The organism is Dactylosporangium sp. CA-092794, assembly GCF_050948465.1.
In the GTDB taxonomy this organism is placed as follows: domain Bacteria; phylum Actinomycetota; class Actinomycetes; order Mycobacteriales; family Micromonosporaceae; genus Dactylosporangium.
The window spans coordinates 7,284,049-7,304,076 of record NZ_CP192044.1 but is presented as its reverse complement, the minus strand read 5'-3'; the positions used below and the strand labels follow the sequence as shown (position 1 = coordinate 7,304,076).

Annotated in this window: 19 protein-coding genes; 11 read left to right on the top strand and 8 right to left on the bottom strand. The window is 73.7% G+C overall.

Annotated features, from left to right (window positions below; genetic code table 11):
• Positions 1-141: 141 nt before the first annotated feature.
• Positions 142-1,632 (top strand): MFS transporter, encoded by a 1,491-nt coding sequence (locus tag ACQPXD_RS31160; protein WP_432824890.1) that lies wholly within the window; start codon positions 142-144, stop codon positions 1,630-1,632.
• 8 nt (positions 1,633-1,640) lie between these two features.
• Here the strand turns inward: ACQPXD_RS31160 and ACQPXD_RS31155 are convergent, their stop codons facing one another.
• The 3 genes from ACQPXD_RS31155 to ACQPXD_RS31145 all read right to left on the bottom strand — a co-directional run bounded on the left by ACQPXD_RS31155 (position 1,641) and on the right by ACQPXD_RS31145 (position 5,497).
• A complete protein-coding gene (locus ACQPXD_RS31155) occupies positions 1,641-2,549 on the bottom strand; it encodes a DUF6910 family protein (RefSeq protein WP_432824889.1) in 909 nt (302 codons plus the stop codon).
• Between the two features lie 3 nt (positions 2,550-2,552).
• Complete coding sequence (locus tag ACQPXD_RS31150) at positions 2,553-4,103, bottom strand: hypothetical protein (protein WP_432824888.1); 1,551 nt, start codon at positions 4,101-4,103, stop codon at positions 2,553-2,555.
• 98 nt (positions 4,104-4,201) lie between these two features.
• Complete coding sequence (locus ACQPXD_RS31145; RefSeq protein ID WP_432824887.1) at positions 4,202-5,497, bottom strand: erythromycin esterase family protein; 1,296 nt, start codon at positions 5,495-5,497, stop codon at positions 4,202-4,204.
• 67 nt (positions 5,498-5,564) lie between these two features.
• Between ACQPXD_RS31145 and ACQPXD_RS31140 the strand changes: the two genes are divergently transcribed.
• The 4 genes from ACQPXD_RS31140 to ACQPXD_RS31125 all read left to right on the top strand — a co-directional run bounded on the left by ACQPXD_RS31140 (position 5,565) and on the right by ACQPXD_RS31125 (position 9,367).
• On the top strand, positions 5,565-6,752 hold the full coding sequence (locus ACQPXD_RS31140; RefSeq protein WP_432824886.1) for a metallophosphoesterase: 1,188 nt from the start codon (positions 5,565-5,567) through the stop codon (positions 6,750-6,752).
• A gap of 52 nt (positions 6,753-6,804) precedes the next feature.
• A complete protein-coding gene (locus tag ACQPXD_RS31135) occupies positions 6,805-8,067 on the top strand; it encodes a cytochrome P450 (protein WP_432824885.1) in 1,263 nt (420 codons plus the stop codon).
• A gap of 64 nt (positions 8,068-8,131) precedes the next feature.
• Entirely contained in the window at positions 8,132-8,572 is a 441-nt protein-coding gene (locus ACQPXD_RS31130; RefSeq protein WP_432824884.1) for a universal stress protein, read from the top strand.
• A 21-nt stretch (positions 8,573-8,593) separates the two neighbouring features.
• Positions 8,594-9,367 (top strand): hypothetical protein, encoded by a 774-nt coding sequence (locus tag ACQPXD_RS31125; protein ID WP_432824883.1) that lies wholly within the window; start codon positions 8,594-8,596, stop codon positions 9,365-9,367.
• Positions 9,368-9,388: 21 nt separating this feature from the next.
• Here ACQPXD_RS31125 and ACQPXD_RS31120 read toward each other — a convergent pair whose 3' ends face one another.
• On the bottom strand, positions 9,389-9,640 hold the full coding sequence (locus ACQPXD_RS31120; protein ID WP_432824882.1) for an FAD:protein FMN transferase: 252 nt from the start codon (positions 9,638-9,640) through the stop codon (positions 9,389-9,391).
• Positions 9,641-9,718: 78 nt separating this feature from the next.
• On the opposite strand from ACQPXD_RS31120, the gene ACQPXD_RS31115 reads away from it, so the two are divergent.
• Positions 9,719-10,021: a DUF1905 domain-containing protein gene (locus ACQPXD_RS31115; protein WP_432824881.1), complete on the top strand. Its 303-nt coding sequence runs from the start codon at positions 9,719-9,721 to the stop codon at positions 10,019-10,021.
• A gap of 15 nt (positions 10,022-10,036) precedes the next feature.
• Here ACQPXD_RS31115 and ACQPXD_RS31110 read toward each other — a convergent pair whose 3' ends face one another.
• Positions 10,037-11,068 carry an FAD-dependent oxidoreductase gene (locus ACQPXD_RS31110; RefSeq protein ID WP_432824880.1) on the bottom strand — a complete coding sequence of 344 codons (1,032 nt, stop codon included), beginning with the start codon at positions 11,066-11,068 and terminating at the stop codon, positions 10,037-10,039.
• Positions 11,069-11,637: 569 nt separating this feature from the next.
• On the opposite strand from ACQPXD_RS31110, the gene ACQPXD_RS31105 reads away from it, so the two are divergent.
• The 3 genes from ACQPXD_RS31105 to ACQPXD_RS31095 all read left to right on the top strand — a co-directional run bounded on the left by ACQPXD_RS31105 (position 11,638) and on the right by ACQPXD_RS31095 (position 14,567).
• Positions 11,638-13,368 (top strand): PAS domain-containing protein, encoded by a 1,731-nt coding sequence (locus ACQPXD_RS31105; protein WP_432824879.1) that lies wholly within the window; start codon positions 11,638-11,640, stop codon positions 13,366-13,368.
• A gap of 5 nt (positions 13,369-13,373) precedes the next feature.
• A complete protein-coding gene (locus ACQPXD_RS31100; protein ID WP_432824878.1) occupies positions 13,374-13,925 on the top strand; it encodes a GNAT family N-acetyltransferase in 552 nt (183 codons plus the stop codon).
• Between the two features lie 81 nt (positions 13,926-14,006).
• Positions 14,007-14,567 (top strand): hypothetical protein, encoded by a 561-nt coding sequence (locus ACQPXD_RS31095; RefSeq protein ID WP_432824877.1) that lies wholly within the window; start codon positions 14,007-14,009, stop codon positions 14,565-14,567.
• A 70-nt stretch (positions 14,568-14,637) separates the two neighbouring features.
• Here the strand turns inward: ACQPXD_RS31095 and ACQPXD_RS31090 are convergent, their stop codons facing one another.
• The 3 genes from ACQPXD_RS31090 to ACQPXD_RS31080 all read right to left on the bottom strand — a co-directional run bounded on the left by ACQPXD_RS31090 (position 14,638) and on the right by ACQPXD_RS31080 (position 17,508).
• On the bottom strand, positions 14,638-15,666 hold the full coding sequence (locus tag ACQPXD_RS31090) for a LacI family DNA-binding transcriptional regulator (RefSeq protein WP_432824876.1): 1,029 nt from the start codon (positions 15,664-15,666) through the stop codon (positions 14,638-14,640).
• A gap of 131 nt (positions 15,667-15,797) precedes the next feature.
• A complete protein-coding gene (locus ACQPXD_RS31085; RefSeq protein WP_432824875.1) occupies positions 15,798-16,700 on the bottom strand; it encodes a septum formation family protein in 903 nt (300 codons plus the stop codon).
• Between the two features lie 82 nt (positions 16,701-16,782).
• On the bottom strand, positions 16,783-17,508 hold the full coding sequence (locus ACQPXD_RS31080; protein ID WP_432824874.1) for a tyrosine-protein phosphatase: 726 nt from the start codon (positions 17,506-17,508) through the stop codon (positions 16,783-16,785).
• Positions 17,509-17,567: 59 nt separating this feature from the next.
• Between ACQPXD_RS31080 and ACQPXD_RS31075 the strand changes: the two genes are divergently transcribed.
• On the top strand, positions 17,568-18,716 hold the full coding sequence (locus tag ACQPXD_RS31075; RefSeq protein ID WP_432824873.1) for an FUSC family protein: 1,149 nt from the start codon (positions 17,568-17,570) through the stop codon (positions 18,714-18,716).
• Between the two features lie 101 nt (positions 18,717-18,817).
• Positions 18,818-20,017, top strand: coding sequence for a polysaccharide lyase family 7 protein (locus ACQPXD_RS31070; protein WP_432824872.1), 1,200 nt, complete (start codon positions 18,818-18,820; stop codon positions 20,015-20,017).
• The last annotated feature ends 11 nt before the right edge of the window (positions 20,018-20,028 follow it).

Sequence of the window (20,028 nt, the reverse complement as noted above, 5' to 3'; positions counted from 1 at the left end):
CGGGCGGTGGTCGCGGGCGGTGTGAGAGAGCGCTCTCTCAGCTAGCAGCCTTATCGATCGGACCCGTTCCGTCAAGTGGCGGGTTTTGATATCTGACGCACCGGGCACGTCCAGTCACAGGTGCTTCCCTGGAGGTGCACATTGGCTGAAACACGTTCGGCATCCGCCCCCGCCGGCGGAATCATCCGCAGCCTGATCCCGGCGCGGATCGACAGACTCACCTGGGCCCCCTTCCACACCCGCATGGTCCTCGCCCTCGGCACCGCCTGGGTGCTCGACGGGCTCGAGATCACCATCGCCAGCGCGGTCGGGGCGGTACTCAACAAGCAGGAGACGCTCGCGTTATCCAGCACGCAGGTCGGCGCGATCGCCACCGTCTACCTGCTCGGCGAGGTCTTCGGCGCCCTGCTCTTCGGCCGGCTCTCCGACGCCCTGGGCCGAAAGAACCTCTTCGTCGTCACCCTCGGCGTCTACCTGGCCGGCAATGCGCTCACCGCCCTGACCTGGGGCAACGACCTGTTCGGCCTGGTCTTTCTGTACCTGACCCGGTTCATCGCCGGCGCCGGCATCGGCGGCGAGTACGCCGCCATCAACTCCGCCATCGACGAGATGATGCCGGCGAGGTACCGCGGCCGCGTCGACATCGGCGTGAACGGCACCTACTGGGGCGGCGCCATCATCGGCACCCTCGGCACGTACGTGCTGCTCAACCACATCTCGCTGAACATCTCCTGGCGGCTGGGCTTCCTCATCGGCCCGATCATCGGTCTGCTGATCTGGAACCTGCGCCGGCACCTGCCGGAGAGCCCCCGCTGGCTCATCATGCACGGCCGCGAGCCCGAGGCCGAGGAGGCGATCGCGCAGATCGAGCGCGACGTCGAGGCCTCCGGCCAGACCCTGGCCCCGGTCGACGAGTCGCACGCGCTGGAGGTCCGCCCGGCCGCGAGCCACGGCTACCTGTCGCTGCTCCGGGTGCTCTTCACGCGGATGCCGTCCCGATCGGTCCTGTCGGCGACCCTGATGATCACCCAGTCGTTCCTCTACAACGCGATCTTCTTCACGTACACCCTGGTCCTGTCGAAGTTCTACCACGTCGACGCGGAGCAGACGCCGATCTATCTGATCGCCTTCGCGCTGGGCAACCTGGCCGGCCCGCTGCTGCTCGGCCACCTCTTCGATTCCTGGGGCCGGCGCAAGATGATCGCCGGGACGTACATCCTCTCCGGCGCCCTGCTGGCCATCTCGGCCTGGATGTTCGACGCGGGTGTCCTCAACGCCTTCACCCAGACCCTGGCCTGGTGCGTCATCTTCTTCTTCGCCTCCGCGGGCGCGAGCTCGGCCTACCTGACCGTCTCGGAGGTCTTCCCGCTGGAGATCCGGGCGCAGGCGATCGCGGTGTTCTTCGCCATCGCCCAGTGCTTCGGCGCGATCGGCCCGGTCTTCTACGGCTGGCTGATCGGCGAGGGCACGGACCCGGGCAAGCTGTTCATCGGCTACCTGATCGGCGCCGCCGTGATGGTCATCGGCGGCGTGGTGGAGATCGTCCTGGGTGTCGACGCGGAGGGCAAGGCCCTCGAGCACGTGGCGACGCCGCTCTCCGCCGTCACCACCCGCCCCCGCGCCACCGGCTGATCGCTTCGCTACCAGAGCACGCGTAAGTGCAGCAGCGCCGACGGGACCTCCGGATCGTCGGCATCGACCACCGCGAGGAGCCGCAGGCCGTCGCGGTGGTCGGCGCTGTGCAGGGCGAGCCCCTCGACCTTCCGCACCGCACCGCCGCGGCGCGGCAGCGCGGTGACCGCGGTGACGCGGTCGCCGTCGAGCAGGGCCAGCGCGGCGGCGACCACCGGCCCGTCGTCGACCGGGTTGGGGGTGTCCTCGGCCGCGGCGCTGAGCAGGATCCGGCCGTCCGGCAGCGCCACGGCGTCGGTCACCGCGAGCGGGATCCCGTCGGCCGCGCCGAGGTCGTACGGCCGGGCCCGGTCCACCCGGACCGCCTCCGGGGCGGCCCGCCCGGTCGCGGCCAGCAGCAGCCCCGGCAGGTCCACGTCGACGCTCGCCGACGGGACGCCGGCCGCGGGGTTGCCGCGCTGGAACCAGCGCAGCCGGTCGCCCTGCCGGCAGGCGCCCTCCAGGTTGAGCCGGCCGGCCGGCGTGCCGAGCGCCCCGGCGACCGCGTCGTAGAGCCCGGTCAGGTCGGCCACGGCGAAGCCCGGCCCGTCCGCCGCCGTCGTCACCAGCGACGAGCGCATCCGCGCGCGCGTGGAGCCCGAGCCCAGCAGCAGCACACCGGCCTCGACCGCGCACGCCGCCTCGAAGTCGGGCTTGAGGTGTTTGGTGCCGGCGGCGGAGCTGAACACTTCGTGGCCGTCCACCGCCGGCAGGACCCGGACCGGGGTCGTGCCGGCCGGCCGGTACCAGGCCGCGTGCGTGGCGTCGTCCTGCGCGACGAGCCAGCCGTCGCCCAGCGGGGCTATCGCCGACGCCGCCCGCACCGGCGACCCGGTGCCGAACCGCAGCACGGACTCGTTCTCGACCTCGATCCGCACGGGCTACTCCTTGGTGAATGCCTGGTTCGGTCTGCGGTGCAGGGCGGCGAGCTCGAGGGCGGCCGCCAGGTCGTCGTGGCCGCCGAGGCGGCGGGCGAGCACGGCCGGCGGGTCGCCGTTGAGGTCCGGCTCGGCCGGGTCCAGCCCGGCGGTGAGCAGGCGGGGGAGCAGGGCCAGCGCGGCCGGCTCGGGTTCCAGCCAGGGCAGCAGGTGCAGCAGGTTGCGGCCGATCGGGGCGCGCAGGCGCGGGTCCAGCCCCGCGTCCAGCAGCGCCTCGAGGGTATCGGCCTCGCCGTGCTGGATCCGGGCGAGCAGCCGGGCGCGGAACTGCCGCAGCGCGCGGGGCAGGCGGATACCGTTGCGGCGCCAGCCGAGGTAGGCCGCGGCGCAGCCGGTCGGGGCGGGCCCGCCCAGCACCAGCATCGCCAGCTCGCGATCGAGGTGCCCGTCCGGATGCGCCACCTCGACGGTGCCGGCGGCCGGGTCGACCCGGTGCCACTCGCCCTCGCACCGCACCCGGAACGGCTCCGGCAGGCCCAGCGGCGCCGGCCCCGGCATCGTCGGGAGCGCCGGGAAGAGCGCGGCGGCGACCAGCGGGTGCAGGCCGGCGGGGACGATGCGGCCGTCGACGAGATCGGCGAAGTCGGCCGGGCGGTCCTGGGCGGCCACCGGCAGCGCCGGAATCCCGCCGAGCCACTCGGCGTCGAACCCCACGGCCCGCAGCCGCCCGCCGCCCGCCTTGCTCGGGTCGCCAGCGATGCCCGGGTTGTCGAGGCGGTCCAGGACCAGGCGGACCGGCCAGGACCAGGCGCGGGCCGGGGTCAGCCGGACGGCGGCGGCGCCGGTTCGCGCCGCCGTGCGACGGGCCAGGGCGGCGAGCGTGAACAGGCCGGGGGAGAGGTCGGCGAGGGCGGCGGAGGCCGATTCGGTGAGCTCCACCTCGAAGCCGGCCGCCGCCCACGCCTCGGCCGCCCGCCCGCCGGCCAGCAGCCGGTGCATCCGCTCCGCGCGCCCCTCCGGCGAGCCGGTCTCAAGGTCGTCCGCCGCCAGCCGGGTCCCGTCGGCCGCGAAGAACGGCAGCCTGGTCACGCCGCCGCAGCGGGCCAGGAGGGCGGCGGCGTGGCGGACGTCCCACAGCTCCGGGCTGTCGTGCAGTCCAAGCTCGACGGCGAAGGCGCCGGGGAGCGTTTCGCCGATCCGGCAACGGTACGGTGGGAGCCGCCCCATGTGCAGCGCCACCGCCCGCCGCCCGTCCTCGTGGATCCACAGCGGCAGCACCGCCTCCCGCCCGACGCCGTGCGCCCGCAGCGCCTGCTCCACCGCGGCGGTTTCGGCCCGCAGCCGCAGCGCGTGCCACCGCAGCAGGTCCGGCGCCAGATACGGCAGGTCGCCCGCGACCCGCGCGGCGAAGGCGGACCCCAGCCGGTCGGCGAGCCCCCGCAGGTCGAACCCGACCTCGACGGCGGCGGCCACGCACGCCCCGGCCCAGTCACCGGCCAGCCGGCGCTCGGTGGCCCGCTCGATCTGCCCCCGCGTGACACCAAGCCGCCCCATCGGCCCAACGATATCCGCGCGGCCCACACCCGAGCCGCCCCCGGCCGGCGTCCGCTCCCCGAAACCGTTGGTGTCGGTGCCGGGTCGCAAGGGAGGGGCTACACGCCGGCGGGGAAGGTTTCCAGTTCCAGTTCGTCGGTGCGGCGGGTGTGCAGGGGCCACAGGGCCTGGGTCTGGTCGAACCACAGGAAGGCGTCGTAGCGGTCACCCAGCACCGTTGGGACGTAGTTGCCGTCGTGCTCGTCCTGGGGGTGGTAGACCACGCCGATCGCGCGGTGGTCCTGCCAGGCGGTGAGCAGGTCCGGGCGGGGGGCGTCGCGGGGCGGGAAGACGAACGCCGCCCGGGGCGGGGCGGTCGGGTGCAGGGCGTGCTCCACGGAACCGCCGCGGGCCGCGGTGACCGGCATCACGCGCATCGGGGCGCCCCAGGAATCGCCGGCCATGACCGTGCCCGCGTGGGTGCCGAGGCCGACCAGGACGACGTTTTCCCGGCCGTACCGCTCCCGGGCGAACTGGCCGATGTTGACCTCGCCGCGCACGACCATGTCGGTGGCGCGGGCGTCGCCGATGTGCGTGTTGTGCGCCCACACCACCCCGCGCGACCCGGGGCCGTAGTGCTCCAGCAGGCGGGTGAGGGTGTCGTCCATGTGGCGGTCGCGGATGTTCCAGGCCTCGGAGCCGCCGCGCAGCATCGCGCGGTAGTAGCGCTCGGCGTCGACGACGGTCTCGGCGTTCTGCCAGGGGGAGAACCACGCCTCGCCGTCCTGGGCGGCGCGGCGGCGCACCGCCACGAGCAGGTCGATGACCTCATTCTCGCAGCTCAGCGGGACGAAGCGGGTGGCCAGCGCATAGTGCTGCGGGCGCTCGGCGAAGGGCTCGAAGCAGTGGTACGCGTCCAGGGCGATCGGCACCATCGCGGGATCGTGCTCGCGCAGGTACACCATGATCTCCCGCATCGACTCCCACAACGAGTAGACGTCCAGCCCGTGCAGGCCGGCCTGCCGCTCGGGCTCCTCGAGGCCGGTGTTGTGCCCGCGCAGCCACCGGGCGAAGTCGGACACCTCCTCGTTGGCCCACAGCCAGGTGGGCCAGCGGGAGAACTCCAGCAGCGCCTGGCGCGGGTCGGCCGAGGTGTCCTGCCGCCAGCGTACGGCCCGGTCGACCCGGTCGCAGTCCGGCCAGTCGCCCTCCACGGCGACGAACGAGAAGCCGCGCTCGGCGATCAGCCGCCGGGTCAGTGCCGCCCGCCACCAGTAGAACTCGTGGGTACCGTGGGTGGCCTCGCCGATCATCACCACGCGCGCGCCCGCGCACCGCTCGACCAGCTCGTCGAGGTCGCCCGGGTCCTGCAGCGGGGTGGCCAGGTCCACGATCTCGTCGCCGAAGCGTGCCATGCACGGCCGGCTACCCGGGGTGTCCGGAGGCAAACCGGTTTCGGTCACCGCGTGCCATCATGGCCCCATGGCAACTACTGAGGCGGTACCCGGCGCGGCCGTGCGACGGCGTTCCCTGCTGCGGCCGCTGGTCTTCGCGGCGACGATCACGCTGGTGCTCGCGCTGCTCTTCGGGGTGCCCTGGTGGTCGCTCGTCATGGCCGGCAACCAGTGGCCCGGCGTCGTCCAAGTGCTCGGCACGGTCGTGTTCGGCCTGGCGCTGGTGGTGTTCCCGGTCACGATGTTCCTCGGGCACGGCCGCGGCGTCGACTGGGCGGCCCGCACCGGCGACACGATCCTCGGCGCCGTGTGGATCCTGTTCGTCTGGGCGCTGGCCGGCGACCTGCTGCGCCTGGCGCTGCTGGCCGGCGGGGTCGATGACCCGGTGCGCTCGCGGGTCGCGGCGGCTTCCACCGCGGTCGTCGCCTTGGGGCTCGGGATCTGGGGGTACCGCGAGGCCATGCGCATCCCGCGGGTGCGCCGCGTCGAGGTGCGCATCCCGCGGCTCGGTGCCGGGCTGGACGGCCTGCGGGTCGTGCTGCTCACCGACACGCACTACGGCCCGATCGACCGGGCCGCCTGGTCGCGCGGGGTCACCGAGGTGGTCAACCGGCTCGACGCCGACATCGTCGCGCACACCGGCGACATCGCCGACGGCACCGTGGCCCAGCGCACCGGGCAGGCCGCGCCGCTGGCCGACGTGCGGGCGCGGCTGGCCCGGGTGTACGTCACCGGCAACCACGAGTACTTCGGCGAGGCCGACGGCTGGCTCGGGCACATGCGCACGCTGGGCTGGGAGCCGCTGCACAACCGGCACCTGGTCGTCGAGCGCGGCGGCGACCGGCTCGTCGTCGCCGGCGTCGACGACCGCACCGCGGCCGGCTCGGGACTGGAGGGCCACCGCGCCGACCACGCCCTCGCCCTCGACGGCGCCGACCCGCAGCTGCCCGTGCTGCTGCTGGCCCACCAGCCGAAGCAGATCGACGCCGCCGTCACGCACGGCGTCGACCTGCAGCTGTCCGGCCACACCCACGGCGGGCAGATCTGGCCGTTCCACTACCTGGTGCGCGTCGACCAGCCGGTGGTGCAGGGTCTGACCCGGCACGGGGCGCGCACCCAGCTGTTCACCAGCCGCGGCACCGGCTTCTGGGGACCGCCGTTCCGGGTCTTCGCCCCGAGCGAGATCACCGAGCTCACGCTGCGCGCCGGCGAGTAGGTGGACCAGGCCGGACCCCCTTGGTACCGTGGGGTACCAAGGGGGTGGTGGCATGCTGCCGGGTACCGCGGTCCGCTGGGCCACAAAGCACGGGTTCATGCGGGCGGCGATCAAGACCGCCGCGCGCAAGGGCGATCCGCAGGCCCGCTTCTTCTTCGACCCGGTCGTGCGCCGCGACCCGTATCCGTTCTACCGCACCGTCCGTGAGACCGCGCCGCTGGTGCGCGGGCGGCTCATGTGGGCCACCGCCCACCACGACCTGGCCGGCGCCGTGCTGCGCAACGACGCCTTCGGTGTCGGCTTCACCGACCGCCGGCTGCCCGCACCGGTCGGGCTGATGTTCCGCTTCAGCCGCCGCAGCTCCCCGATCGGACCGGTCGACCCGCCCTCGATGCTCGTGGTCGACCCGCCGGACCACACCCGCTACCGGCGCCTGGTCTCGAAGGTGTTCACCGCCCGCGCGATCGAGGGGCTGCGCCCGCGCATCGAGGCGACCTGCGCCGAGCTGCTCCGCGACAAGCCCGCCGACCTGGTCGCCGACTTCGCCGCGCTGCTGCCGGTGACGGTGATCGCGGAGATCCTGGGCATCCCGCTCGACATGCGCCGCCAGTTCCTCGCCTGGGGCAACGCCGCCGCGCCGACTCTCGACATGGGGCTGGCGTTCCGGCAGTACCGCCGCACGGAAATCAACATCAAGCACGTCAACACCTGGATGCGCGGGCACTTCGCCCGGCTGCGCCGCGAGCCGGGCGACGACCTGCTCAGCCAGCTGGTCCAGCTCGACGACCTCGGCGACGACGAGCTGCTCGCCACGGCGGGCCTGCTGCTCGCGGCCGGCTTCGAGACCACCGTCAACCTGCTCGGCACCGGCGCCTGGCTGCTCATGCGCCACCCCGACCAGCTCGCCGTGCTGCGCGACCGGCCGGAGCGCTGGCCCAATGCGGTCGAGGAGACGCTGCGGTACGACTCGCCGGTCCAGCTCACCGCCCGGGTGTGCCAACGCCCGGCCGAGCTCGGCGGCCGGCGTATCGAGCCCGGTCAGGTGGTGATGGCGATGCTCGCCGGCGCCAACCGCGATCCCGCCGTCTTCGCCGACCCCGACGCCTACGACGTGACCCGCCCCAACGCCCGCGACCACCTGTCGTTCTCCGGCGGCGTCCACTACTGCCTCGGCGCGGCCCTGGCCCGGCTGGAGGGCGAGATCGGCCTGCGGATGCTGTTCGAGCGCTACCCCGACCTGCGCATCGACGGCGAACCCCGGCGCCGGACCACCCGGGTGCTGCGCGGCCTGGAATCGCTGCCCGTCACCATCTGAACCACGGCTCGTGGGGCCACCGCCCCGAAAGGACAGCGGCGATCGGCTACGGCATGCTGTTCGCGTGCAGTTCGAACTCGGGACCGACGGACCGAAGGTCATCGTGGTCGGTGTCGACGGGTCGGACACGTCGATGCGCGCCGGGGCGTATGCCGCCGGGCTGGCCCGCCGCCAGCGCGCCCGGCTCGTGGTGGTCTACGTGACCGGCGCCCCGGCCGCGAGCCGCCTGATCGCCGAGGCGGCGGGCGCGGTCGAGCAGGCGATCAGCGAGTCCGTCGAGGACATGCGCCGCCAGGTCCGGGAGGGCGCCCTGCACGCGGGCATCTCCACGGAGTTCATCGCGGTGCGCGGCGACCCTTACCAGGAGCTCGTGCGCATCGCCACCGAGCTGCGCGCCGACGCGGTGGTGGTCGGCGCGTCGCGGCGTTTCGGCCACCGGTTCGTCGGGTCGCTCGCCGTCCGCCTGGTCAAGTCCGGCCGCTGGCCGGTCACCGTGGTTCCCTAGGCCGGCGGGTAGGCCCGGGAAATGACCAGTACCAGGCGATTCGCGGTTGCGTCGGCAGCGGTGGTCTTCGCCCTCGCCAAGTGCGTGCGCGACGCTTGGCGGACCGGCACGCCGACCGTGGCTGCCACGGCCGTGGCGCGGGAGCTCATGCGGCGGGGCGCCGCCCCGGAGGCGTCCCGTGTGTCCGTACCGTCACCGCACCTCGAGGCCGCCGCGCTGGCGGATCTTGAATTTGAGGTGGATGCGACGCTGCGCGAGGCGACCTGGAGGGCGCGCCAGCGGACACGCCGCTGGGTCGAGGCGGTCGGCCCCGATTGGGACGCGGCGGTTCGATCCGGGCTCCTGGCGGCCTTCGCGGCCGCGTACGAAACCAGGAGCACCCGCCACGTCAGCCATGCCCTGCTGTTGCGCCACCTTGTCGGCGGCCGGGAACCGCCGGGCCCGGAACCGTTCGCGAACGGCGAGCCGAACGCGGACGCGGTCGTAGGACTCGGGCTGCTCGACGCGCTGGCCTCGTCGAGTCGCGCGCGCCGGTCGGTCGCCCGGCTGCCGGGCCTGCTGGCCGGGCGCCGCTGGGGTGGTCCGGTCGAACTGGTCGTGCGCCGGGAGGCGATCCGGCAAGCGGTGCGCACCAATGCCCCGGCGGTCACGCAGGCCCATCTGCTAGGCACGTCCCACGTGCTCTACGCCATCGCCTCGGACGGCGCCGGCACCGGCAGCGGGATGCTCCGCCGGTTCGGCGTCGAGCCCGACGAGCTCGTCGCGCGGCTGTCCCGCGAGCTTCGGATCGGGTGAGCCGATGGTCACCGTGGTTCCCTAGGCCGGCGGGGCCGGGACGGGGAGCAACGGCAGGCCGGCGGAGCAGAAGCCTTCACCGTCCTCGGTCACGACGGCCGACTCGTCGCCGTGGCGGTCGGCGAGCTCGGCCAGCCAGCGCAGGGCGGCGCGGCCCATGGCCACCGCCGCGGTGGCGTAGGCGTCGGCCCGGCCGAGGCCGGGGCCCACGACGGTGACCGAGCGCAGCGCCGTGGCGGGGCGGCCGGTGTGCGGGTCGAGGCCGAGGTGCACTGCGCCGCCGGGACGCCGGCACTGCGTGACGACCACTGATCCGCCGGCCGGTCGGCGTGGTTGCCCTAGGCTGGGCCGATGGTCGTGGAGTTCGCGGCGCCGCTGTGGGTGTGGGACGCCCGCCGCGCCGATACCTGGACGTTCGTCAGCCTGCCGGTGGACGCCTCGGACGAGATCCGCGACGCGACGGCCGGGGGCCGGCGGGGCTTCGGCTCGGTGCGGGTCCGGGTCCGCATCGGCACCACCAGCTGGAAGACGTCGATCTTCCCGGGCGGCGGCGACGGCGCCTACGTGCTGCCGGTCAAGGCCGCCGTGCGCAAGGCCGAGTCCCTGTCCCCGGGCGACACCGCCACCGTGACCGTCGAGCTGCTGGATCTCTGAGCGCCGCGGTGCGGGTCACCGCAGTGCGGCGGCGGGCGCGTGCGACTGCGCGGCGATCTCGGCGACCGCGGCCCGGCCGGCCCGGTTGGCGCCGACGGTGCTGGCCGACGGGCCGTAGCCGACCAGGTGCAGGCGGGGCTCGCGGACGACCCGGGTGCCGGACATCCGGATGCCGCCGCCCGGCTCGCGCAGGTGGAGCGGGGCCAGGTGGGGCAGGGCGGCGCGGAAGCCGGTGGCCCAGATGACGGCGTCGAACGGCTCGAAGTGCGCGCCCCACATCGCGCCCCCGGGGACCAGGCGGTCGAACATCGGGTGGCGGACCAGCGCGCCGCGCTCCAGGGCGGCCCGGGCCAGGGCCGTGTAGCCCAGCCCGGTCACGCTCACCACGCTGCGCGGGGGCAGGCCGGCCTCGACCCGCTCGGCGACCCGGGCCACGACCTCGCGGCCGTAGTCCTCGGTGAACTCGCCCTCGTGGAAGACCGGCTCGCGGCGGGTCACCCAGTAGGCGTCGGGGAGCTCGGCCAGCACGTGGATCGCCGAGTTGCCGCCGCCGACCACCAGCACCCGCCGGCCGGCGAACTCCTGCGGGCCGCGGTACCCGGCGTAGTGCAGCTGGCGGCCGGCGAACTCGCCGATGCCCGGGTAGAACGGCAGATACGGCGCGGTCCAGGTGCCGGTGGCGTTGATGACGAACCGGGCCTGCCATTCGCCGCCCGCCGCAGTGGTGACCAGCAGACCCTCGCCGGTGCGCGTCACCGAGCGGACCGGGGCCGGGCGCAGGATCGGCAGGGCGAGGCTCAGCTCGTACCCCCGGAAATAGGACGAGACCACCGTCGCGGCCGAACCGGACGGGGGCGGGGTGAACGGCATTCCCGGCAGGTCGAAGATCCGGTGCAGGGACTCGACGCCCAGCGACGGCGACCGCGAGCGCCAGGCGCCGCCCGGGCCGTCGGCGGCGTCCAGGACGACGAACGCCAGGCCGCGCCGCCGCAGCGAGTACGCCGCGGACAGTCCCGCCTGGCCGGCCCCGATCACCACGACGTCCACACCAGAGCGAACCCCGCCGCGGCCCCTGACCATACCGGCCGGTGACACACCACACGGCCGCGTAGGGTGTCACGTCGGGCGCGGCGAAGTCTCCGTGATCATGCGCAACCCGGCATCGACACCACGGTTTTTCATGATCGCGGAGTGCTGAGGTACACCCGTGTACCACAGGTCTCCGGGATCATGGCAAACCCGTGGTTCGGTCACCGCGGGCGTCATGATCACGGAGACATTCGTCCGCCCCGGAGGGGCCGGGTCGGGCGGGTGGCTGTCCACTGTGGACCGCCCGCTGCCCGGCATTCCGCTGCCGCGCTGTGGGCGCGGTGTCGTCGCTGCCGAGGGCGTGGATACTACGGGGAAGTTCGCGTCTGTTCACTGAGGCGGAACGTTGCCGACTCATGATGTACCGAATCCAGTTCTGACGCGAATGGGTGACTTTGTTGCTCCTGGGGGGGCCTGGTGGCCTTGGGCTGATCGTTCGTGCTGTGGTATAGAAAACGTTATCTATCGTGAGGATGTCGATGGGCGGATTGGGCGACAAACGGATTCTGGCCGGTTATGCCGTGCTCATGACGGCATCGGCCGCGATCGTGTTCGTCTGGCCGGCCTTCGACTCGGTCGGCTGGGCCGGCATCGGCCTGTGCGCGGCCGGCGCCGTCGTCACCGGCGTCGCGCGCAACCGTCCGCAGCACTCCGGGCCCTGGTGGTGGCTCGCCGGGGCGCTGCTGGCGATGATGGCCGGCGACTTCTGCTACGGCCTGGCCTCGCCGCACGGCGGCGAGCCGCCGGTCGCCGCCGACCTCGCCTACCTGGCCATGTTCCCGATCGTCGCGGTCGCGCTCGTCGGGCTGACCCGGCGCAGCGTCACCCTCGACGACCGGTCCCGCCTGCTCGACCTGGTGGCCCTGGGCACCACGGCGCTGCTGGCCGGCTGGGCATTCATCGCCTCGCCGCGGCTGGCCGGCACCGCGATGACCGCCACCGACTGGTCGATGCAGGCCGCGTTCACCTTGGGCGACGTGGTCGTGCTGGTGGTGACCGTCCGGCTGGTGACCGCCGCGCCGCGCAACGCCTCGGCGATCCTGCTGGCCGTCGGCGCGGCCGGGATGCTGACCGGCGACGTGGCCTACGGTGTCGCCGAGTCGTCCGGCGGGCTGTCCCCGGGCGGCCCGGCCGACTTCGCCTATGTCGTGCTCTACGCCGCGTGGGGCGCGTCCGCGCTGCTGCCGTCGATGGCCCGGCTGACCGCGCCGGCCGCCGGCCCCGTGCGCGCCGCCCGCGAGCCCGTCCACGGCCTGGGCATGGCGCTGCTGCTGGTGTGCGTCGCGTTCGCGCCGCTGCTGCTGCTTGTGCAGGCGATGACCGGCGGCGTGCACGACGGCCCGTTCATCGCGATCGCGTCCGGCATCACGCTCGTGGTGCTGGTGGTCCGGCTCAGCGACGCGGTCGGCAAGCACGCCAGCGCCCTGCGCCGCGAGCGGGCGCTGCGCGAGGCCGGCACCGTGCTGGTCGGCGCGGCCGACGCCGGGCAGGTCGCCGCGGCCGTGCAGGCGGCGGTGCGCACCTTGCTGCCGGAGGGCGCGCCGCACGCGATCGTCGTCGACTTCAGCCTCACCGACCTGCTCCCGATGGGCGAGCTCTCCGCGCCGCGGATCGAGCCGGTCGGCAAGATCGCGCCGCTGTGGAGTGCCAAGCTCGCGGAGTACGAGCACGTGCTGGTCTGCCCGCTCGACGCCGGCGTGCTCTACGTCGCCGGCCAGCGCCGCGACCTGGTCACCGCGCTCGACGCGGTGTCCATCGTGGCCGGCCAGGCCGCGCTGGCCCTGGCCCGCATCAGCCTGACCGAGGTGGCGAGCCGGCGGGACAGCAACGAGTATCTGCGCGCCGTCACGGAGCACGGCAGCGACGTGGTCCTGGTCCTCGACGACGACCAGCGGATCCGCTACACCAGCCCGTCGGTCGCCGACGTCCTGGGGATCTGGCCGACCCCGTTCGCCACACTCCGCGAGATCGTCGCCCCCGAGGACCGCGCCCAGGTGCAGCGCACCCTGGAGCGGGCCGGCGCCGAGGACCGCGACGGCACCCGCGACCTGTGGAGCCTGCGCCGCCCGGACGGCACCCGCGTCCTGGTCGAGGTGATCTTCCGCGACCTGCGCGACGACCGCCTGGTCCGCGGCATGGTCGCCACCCTGCGCGATGTCACCGAGCAGCGCCGCAGCGAGCTCGAGGTGCTGCGCCGCGCCTTCAGCGACACGCCCGCCGCGCAGAACCGCGACAGCTCGGCGCGCAAGTTCATGTGACCTTGATGGACGTCGCCGTGCGGTGGGAGACCGCCCTGACGCCCGCCGACCACGCCGCCCTGTCGGGGCTGCTGCGGGCCGCATTCCCAGGCCCGGAGTTCGAGCCGGACCGGTCGTGGCCGGCGAGCTGGGCCCGCAAGGAGGCGCGGATCTGGCTCGCCGATGCCGGCGGTAGCCCCGTGGCCCACCTCGGCTTCGAGCGCCGCACGGTCGGCACCGCCGTGGGCGACCTCCTGGTGGCCGGCGTCGGCGACGTCGCCGTCGCCCCGTCGCACCGGGGCAGCGGCCTGGGCGCCGAGCTGATGCGCGCCCTCGACGCCCGCCTGCGGGCCGGGCCGTTCGCGGCCGACTTCGGCTTCGTGCAGTGCCGGGAGGCGGTCGCCGGGTTCTACGTGCGCACCGGCTGGACCCCGGTGGCGAATCCGACCCGCCACCTCGCGGTGGCCGACGCGCGCTCGATCCGCGAGGGCCTCCAGCCCACCCTGGTCCGCCCCGGCCGCCGCGGCCTGGCCGACTGGCCCGACGGCCTCATTGACCTGCGCGGCCTGCCCTGGTGACGGCTCCGCTTGTGTTAAATCTGTCGGTTAGGGTCCGATCGGGGGTGGGCATCGACTGGCGCGACTGCCAGAATCTGGCGCGTGGGTGACATTGGGTTACCGCGCCTGCGCGCACGGGTCCGCTCGGTTTCCGCCTCGGTGAAGGCGAACCCGGGAATGTACTTCGGCGCGTATCCGGCGTCCGACTGGCCGTTCGTCATCGCCGCCTGGACGGCCGCCGACCTGCTGCGACTCGCGCCTTACGCGCCCTCCGTCGAGCTGACGCTGCACTGCGGCGGCGGCCTGTCGGCCGCGGTCAGCGGCGCGCGGGTCACCGCGCCGGCCATGCCTTCGCCGCGCCCGCTGGCCGACGTGATCCGTTCCGGGATGTGGTACACGGAGCTGTCCCGCGCCACGACCGTCGACGCCGGCCCGGAGCGCGCCCCGCAGCTGACCGCCGGCGAGCACGTGTGGTACGACCTCGACGTCACGGTCCACTCGGAGCTCGACGCCTCGCTCTTCGGCATGCCGGACGGGTCCTGGTGGCGCGACCCGCTGACCCGGCTGGGCGCCGTCCTCGCCACGCCGCGGCACCGCCCGCCCGACGGCCAGCGCGTCATGGTGCTCGACGAGACCACCGGCAACACCGCCGACCTGCCCTAATGCCCCGCTCCCGGGTCAGCGATCGGGGAGGTGCAGCGGCGACCGCCCCGCCGGGCGGGCGGCAACCGCTTTATCGGGCGGGTGGGGCGATCGAGTCGCGGCGGCGCAGGGGCATGGTGACCGGGTGCACGCCGGCGGACGGCGGGCCGTGTCCGTCCAGGAGGAGCTCGACCGCGCGGCGGCCGAGTTCGAAGTGGGGCAGGGCCAGCGAGGTGAGGCGGGGGCGCAGCCAGGAGGCCAGGTCCGAGTCGTCGAAGGCGACGACCGACAGGTCGTCGGGGACGCGCAGGCCGGCGTCGGCGGCGGCCTGGTAGGCGCCGAAGGCGAGGCGGTCGTTGAGGCAGATGAAGGCCGACGGCGCCCGGCCCGACGCCGATCGGGAGGCGGCCAGGAAGGCGCGGACGGCGTCGTACGCCGGCTCGGGCCACCAGGGGGACTCGATGGAGCCGGCGATCGACGTGCCGGCGGACGCGAAGGCCTCGTCGATGCCGGCGCGGCGGTGGTGGGCGGCCCACACGTGCGGGGCGCTCTCGCCGACGACGTAGACGCGGTCGCGGTGGCCGGCCTCCAGCAGCGCGGTCGCGGCGGTGCGGCCGGCGGAGCGCTCGTCGGGGACCACGCTGGGGGCGCGGACCCGGGACAGGCAGTTGACCAGCACCACCGGGTGGCCGCGCAGCGCGGCCGGGATGCGGATCTCGCGGGTGTACATCGAGGCGTAGAGGAAGCCGTCGACGCCCCGGTCGAGCATGTCCTGCACCAGGCGCTTTTCGGTGGCCGGGTCGCCCTCGGTCTCGCCGAGGAAGATCAGGTGCTGGCGGGTCAGGGCGGCCGCGGTGCTGCCGCGGATGATCTCGCCGGCGAAGGCGTCGGTGGCGATCGTGTCGGAGACCAGGCCGATCGTCTGGGTGTGCTTGGTGCGCAGGCTGCGCGCGGTCAGGTTGGGCCGGTAGTCCAGTTCGCGGGCGGCCCGCAGCACCCGCTGCTCGGCGTCGACCGAGATGCGCATGTCGCGCCGGCCGGTCAGGACGAACGACGCCGTCGTGCGGGACACGCCGGCCCTCCGCGCGACGTCCTGTAGTGTCACCCGCCCCGTGACCATGCCTCGACCTCCCTCAAGACATGCAGTTTGAACCATGGAAGTGACGCGGTCCGCCGGTTCGGGCCCGACCTCATGCATTCGGCCGAGCTGAATGCGTTTAGCAGCCCGGGAGCGCTCCCGGATGCTGGGAATCAGATCGTGGCGTTGCCGTTGCCCTTGACGGAGCGGCTGACCTTGCGGTGCTCGACGTAGAAGTAGCAGCGGGCGGAGTGCTCGCCGGCGTCCCAGCCGGTCTTGGTCGAGGTGCGCCACCAGACCGAGCTGACGTCGCGCTGGCGGGCGTAGGCGGCGCGGGTCATGCCGAGGTACGAGAGCAGCTTGGCGTCGCAGGCCGTGCCGAAGACGGCGTCGGCCGCCTTTTCGCTCTCGGGAAAGACGGCCGCCGCCGGGGCGGTGATGGAGCCCGCGAACTCCAGGTCGTGCGGCGCGGTGCAGGCCACCGGCTCCGCCGCGCGGAACAGGGTGTCCTGGTCGCCGCCGGTGCCGTTGGCGCAGCCGAGGGCGAGCGGTCCGCCGGGCCTGACGGCGTCCTTGAAGGGTTTGTCGTACCGCGTCACGGTGAAGTTGTCGGCGGCGATCACGGCCACGTCGCAGTGGTAGAAGCGGGCGCCGCCCCGCCACTGGGCGTATGTGGGGGGCTGCACGTAGAGATACGTGCTGCCGCTCTGCCAGTCGCCGCCGAGGTAATCGGCCGCCGCCCGCTCGCACGCCGGGTACAGCGACGCGAACGCCGGCCGCTCCGGGCGCTTGTCGGCCTTGGCCAGCTCCGCCGGCACCTGCCCGACGGAGACCACCTCGATCTGGTGCGGCCCGTCGCACGGCGCCGCCGGGCCGGGCATCTCCCAGGCCGAGGTGTCGTAGTCGGCGTAGCCGGCCGAGTCGTGACACTCGCCGGCCGCCGGCTCGGGCACCTTCGCCGCCGCGAGCATGGTCCAGCCGTTCGTCAGGTCGCCGTCCGCGCCCGCGGGGCGCGCGGCGCAGCCGCCCGCCCCCAGCGCGACGACGGCACACGCCAGCAGCGCGATCCGCCTCACTGTGCCTCCCCCGTGAATGGTGCGAGGGCACTATGTCAACCCGCCGGACGACCGGCAATCGACCGAACAGTGGACCTTGCGGTCAGGCCGGCGGCTCCTCGAGCAGATGCGCCTCGAGGCGGGTGAGGACGGCGTCGGGCAGGCCGAGGTACCCCCGCACCGACCCGTGGCGGCTGCGCAGGTCGGCGAGGAACAGCAGCATCGCGTCGGCGGGGGAGAGCAGCCACCGCTGCGGCATCTTGGCGATCTCGGGATTGAGGGCGCGCAGGTAGGCCGTGGTCCGCTCGGTCGCGGCGCTGGTCAGCGCGTAGTCCGCGGCGATGACCGGGTCGGGCACGCCGAGCGCGGCCAGCGTGACCGCCGACACCACGCCGGTGCGGTCCTTGCCGGCCACGCAGTGCACGACGACCGGCGCGTTGTCGGCGTCGGCGATGACCTCCACCGCGGCGCTGATCGCCGCGTGGCCGTGCTCGGCGAGGTCGAGGTAGCGGTTGGCCAGCCACCGCTCGTCGCTGGGCTCGTCGTGGTCGGTGGCGTCGTCCCACTCGGCGTGGATCGGGTTCAGATGGTGGTACCGCAGGCCGTCGAACGCGTGGATGCGCCCGTCGCGCTCGATCTCGCGCGGCCGGCGCAGGTCGATGACGGTCCGCACGCCGAGCGCGGTGAACGAGCCCGCGTCGGCCGGGTCGATCCGGCTCAGCGAGTCGGACCGGAACAGTCGCCGCCAGCGGGTCGTGCGCCCGCCGGCGGCCGGGTAGCCGCCCAGGTCGCGGAAGTTGAACAGGTTGGGATGGTCGTAGTGCCGCACGCGTGGACCATAGCGCGCCCGTGCCGCCGCGCGGGCGGGCGCGGTGAGAGGATTGCGGTGTGCCACGCGAACCACAGGGCGGGCCGCGCCGGCCGCACGCCGTCGTGACCGAGCCGCTCGGCATGCTGCTCGCCAGCGTGCCGAAGAGCCGGCCCAGCTGGCTCACCGTCGTCAAGAGCACCCTCGCGGCGACGATCGCCTGGGTGCTCGCCAAGCAGTTCGGGGAGAACGCGGCGGTGCTCTTCGCGCCGGTCATCGCGGTGCTCACGCTGCAGGCCAGCGTCTTCGGGTCGATCGCCACCGGGCTGCAGCTGCTGTTCGCCAACCTGGTCGGCACCGCGCTGGCGATCGCCTGGACGCAGCTGCTCGGGCTCACCTGGTGGTCGCTGGCGCCGGCCGTGTTCATCGCGCTCGCCGTGGCCCGGCAGATCACCAACACGCCGCTGGCCCGCAACCAGCTGACCATCGCCACGCTCGCCGTGCTCGTGCTGGCGCCGGTCGCCCACGGCTACGGGCAGTGGCGCTTCGCCGACGTCGCCATCGGCTCGGTCGTCGGGCTCGCCGTGGCCGTGCTCGTGCCGGAGCCGCCGCGCACCGCCCACATCCGCCTGACGCTGGACGGGTGGGCCCTGGCCTGCGCGGGCGTGCTCCGCGACATCGGTGACGAGCTGGGCGCCCGGGCCGGCGCCGAGGAGCCGCTCGGGCCCGGCGATCGGCACGACTGGATCGCCGCGTCGCGCCGGCTCAGCGACACCGGCGCCGAGGCCGGCACGGCGGTGGCCGGCGTCGAGGAGGTCACGCTGCTCAACCTGTTCACCCGGCGGCTGCGCCGGGAGGTCGAGCGGGCCCGCCGGGAGCAGCTGTGGCTGGTCCGGGTCACGCTGCAGGTGCGGGCGATCTCGCTGGCCGTGGATCGGCTCTACGACCGGCCGGGGGAGCCGCCGGCGCTCGATCGCGACACGCTGCGGGCCCTGGTCCACGCGCTCGCCGACCTGCTGACCGCGCGCATCGAGGGGGAGGACGTCGACGACGCCTCGCTGCGCTCCGGGCTGATCGCCGCGGTCGAGCGGGTGCACAGCGTGTTTCCGACCGCGCTCGCCGTGCTGGACTCGGTCTCCCTGCTCGGCCGCCTGGACCAGCTGCGCCAGGACCTCGCCGGGGACGACGCCGAGGCGCTGATCGACCCGGCGACGCTGCCCCGGAGCTGAGAAGACGTTAAATTAAGTTTCCTAAACATTGACACGGGCATCGATGGCGCGGTTAATTGGCAGACACTCTGCCTGATCCCCCCATCAAGGTTGGACCGCCCATGAAACGCCGCTCCAAGCTCCTCATCGCCTTCACCGCCACCGCGGTCGTCGCCACGCTCGGCGTCCTCGGCATCACCGCCGCCACCGCCAGCACGGCGGGCCCGATCACCGGGCTGGGCGGCAAGTGCGTCGACGTCGCCGGCGCGAACACCGCCAACGGCACCGCCGTCCAGCTCTACGACTGCAACGGCACGAGCGCCCAGAGCTGGACCGTCGGCACCGGCGACAACACCGTCCGGGCCCTCGGCAAGTGCCTCGACGTGACCGCCGCCTCGACCAGCAACGGCGCCAAGGTCCAGCTCTACGATTGCAACGGCACGGCCGCCCAGCAGTGGACCGGCTCCGGTGCCGCCCTGGTCAACACCGGCTCGGGCAAGTGCCTCGACGCCACCGACCAGAGCTCGGCCAACGGCACCCGCCTGCAGATCTGGTCCTGCACGGGCGCGGCCAACCAGTCCTGGACCCTGCCGGGAGGTACCACCACGCCGACCACGCCAAGCAGCGGACTCAACCCGAACGTCGCGCCCGGCGGCAACTTCGACCTGTCCATCTGGCAGCTGCAGCTGCCGGTCGGCAGCCCCGGCGCCCCCACCACGATCCAGCCGGCGCAGCTGAAGGGCCCGAACGGGTACACGAACCCGGCGTACTTCTTCACCGACAAGACGGACGGCTCGATGACCTTCTGGGCCCCGGAGCAGGGCGTCACCACGCCGAACTCGAACTACGCCCGCTCCGAGCTGCGCGAGATGAACGCCGACGGCAGCGCCGCCGACTGGCGCCTGTCCGGCTCGCACAAGCTCTCGGCCACCCTGCGCATCCCGTCGGTGACCAAGAACGTCTGCGTCGGGCAGATCCACCTCGGCAGCGGCGGCCCGTCGACCAAGCCGCTGGTGGAGCTGTACTACCGGCCCAACGGCGACATCTACCTCGGCACCGAGGTGTCCCCCGACGGCGGCCAGGACCTGCACCCGGTCGGCAACGTGCCGCTGGGCGTCAAGTGGAGCTACGTGATCGCGGTCTCCGGCGGCAACACGGTCAAGCTCACCATCAACGGCAGCACCACGAGCTACCCGATCCCGTCGTCGTTCAACCAGTACGGGATGTACTTCAAGGCCGGCTCGTACAACCAGTCGTCCTCGGACAGCACCACCAACGGCGCCAAGGTGAAGTTCTACTCGCTCACCGTCAACCACGGCTGAGCGCGGAAAGG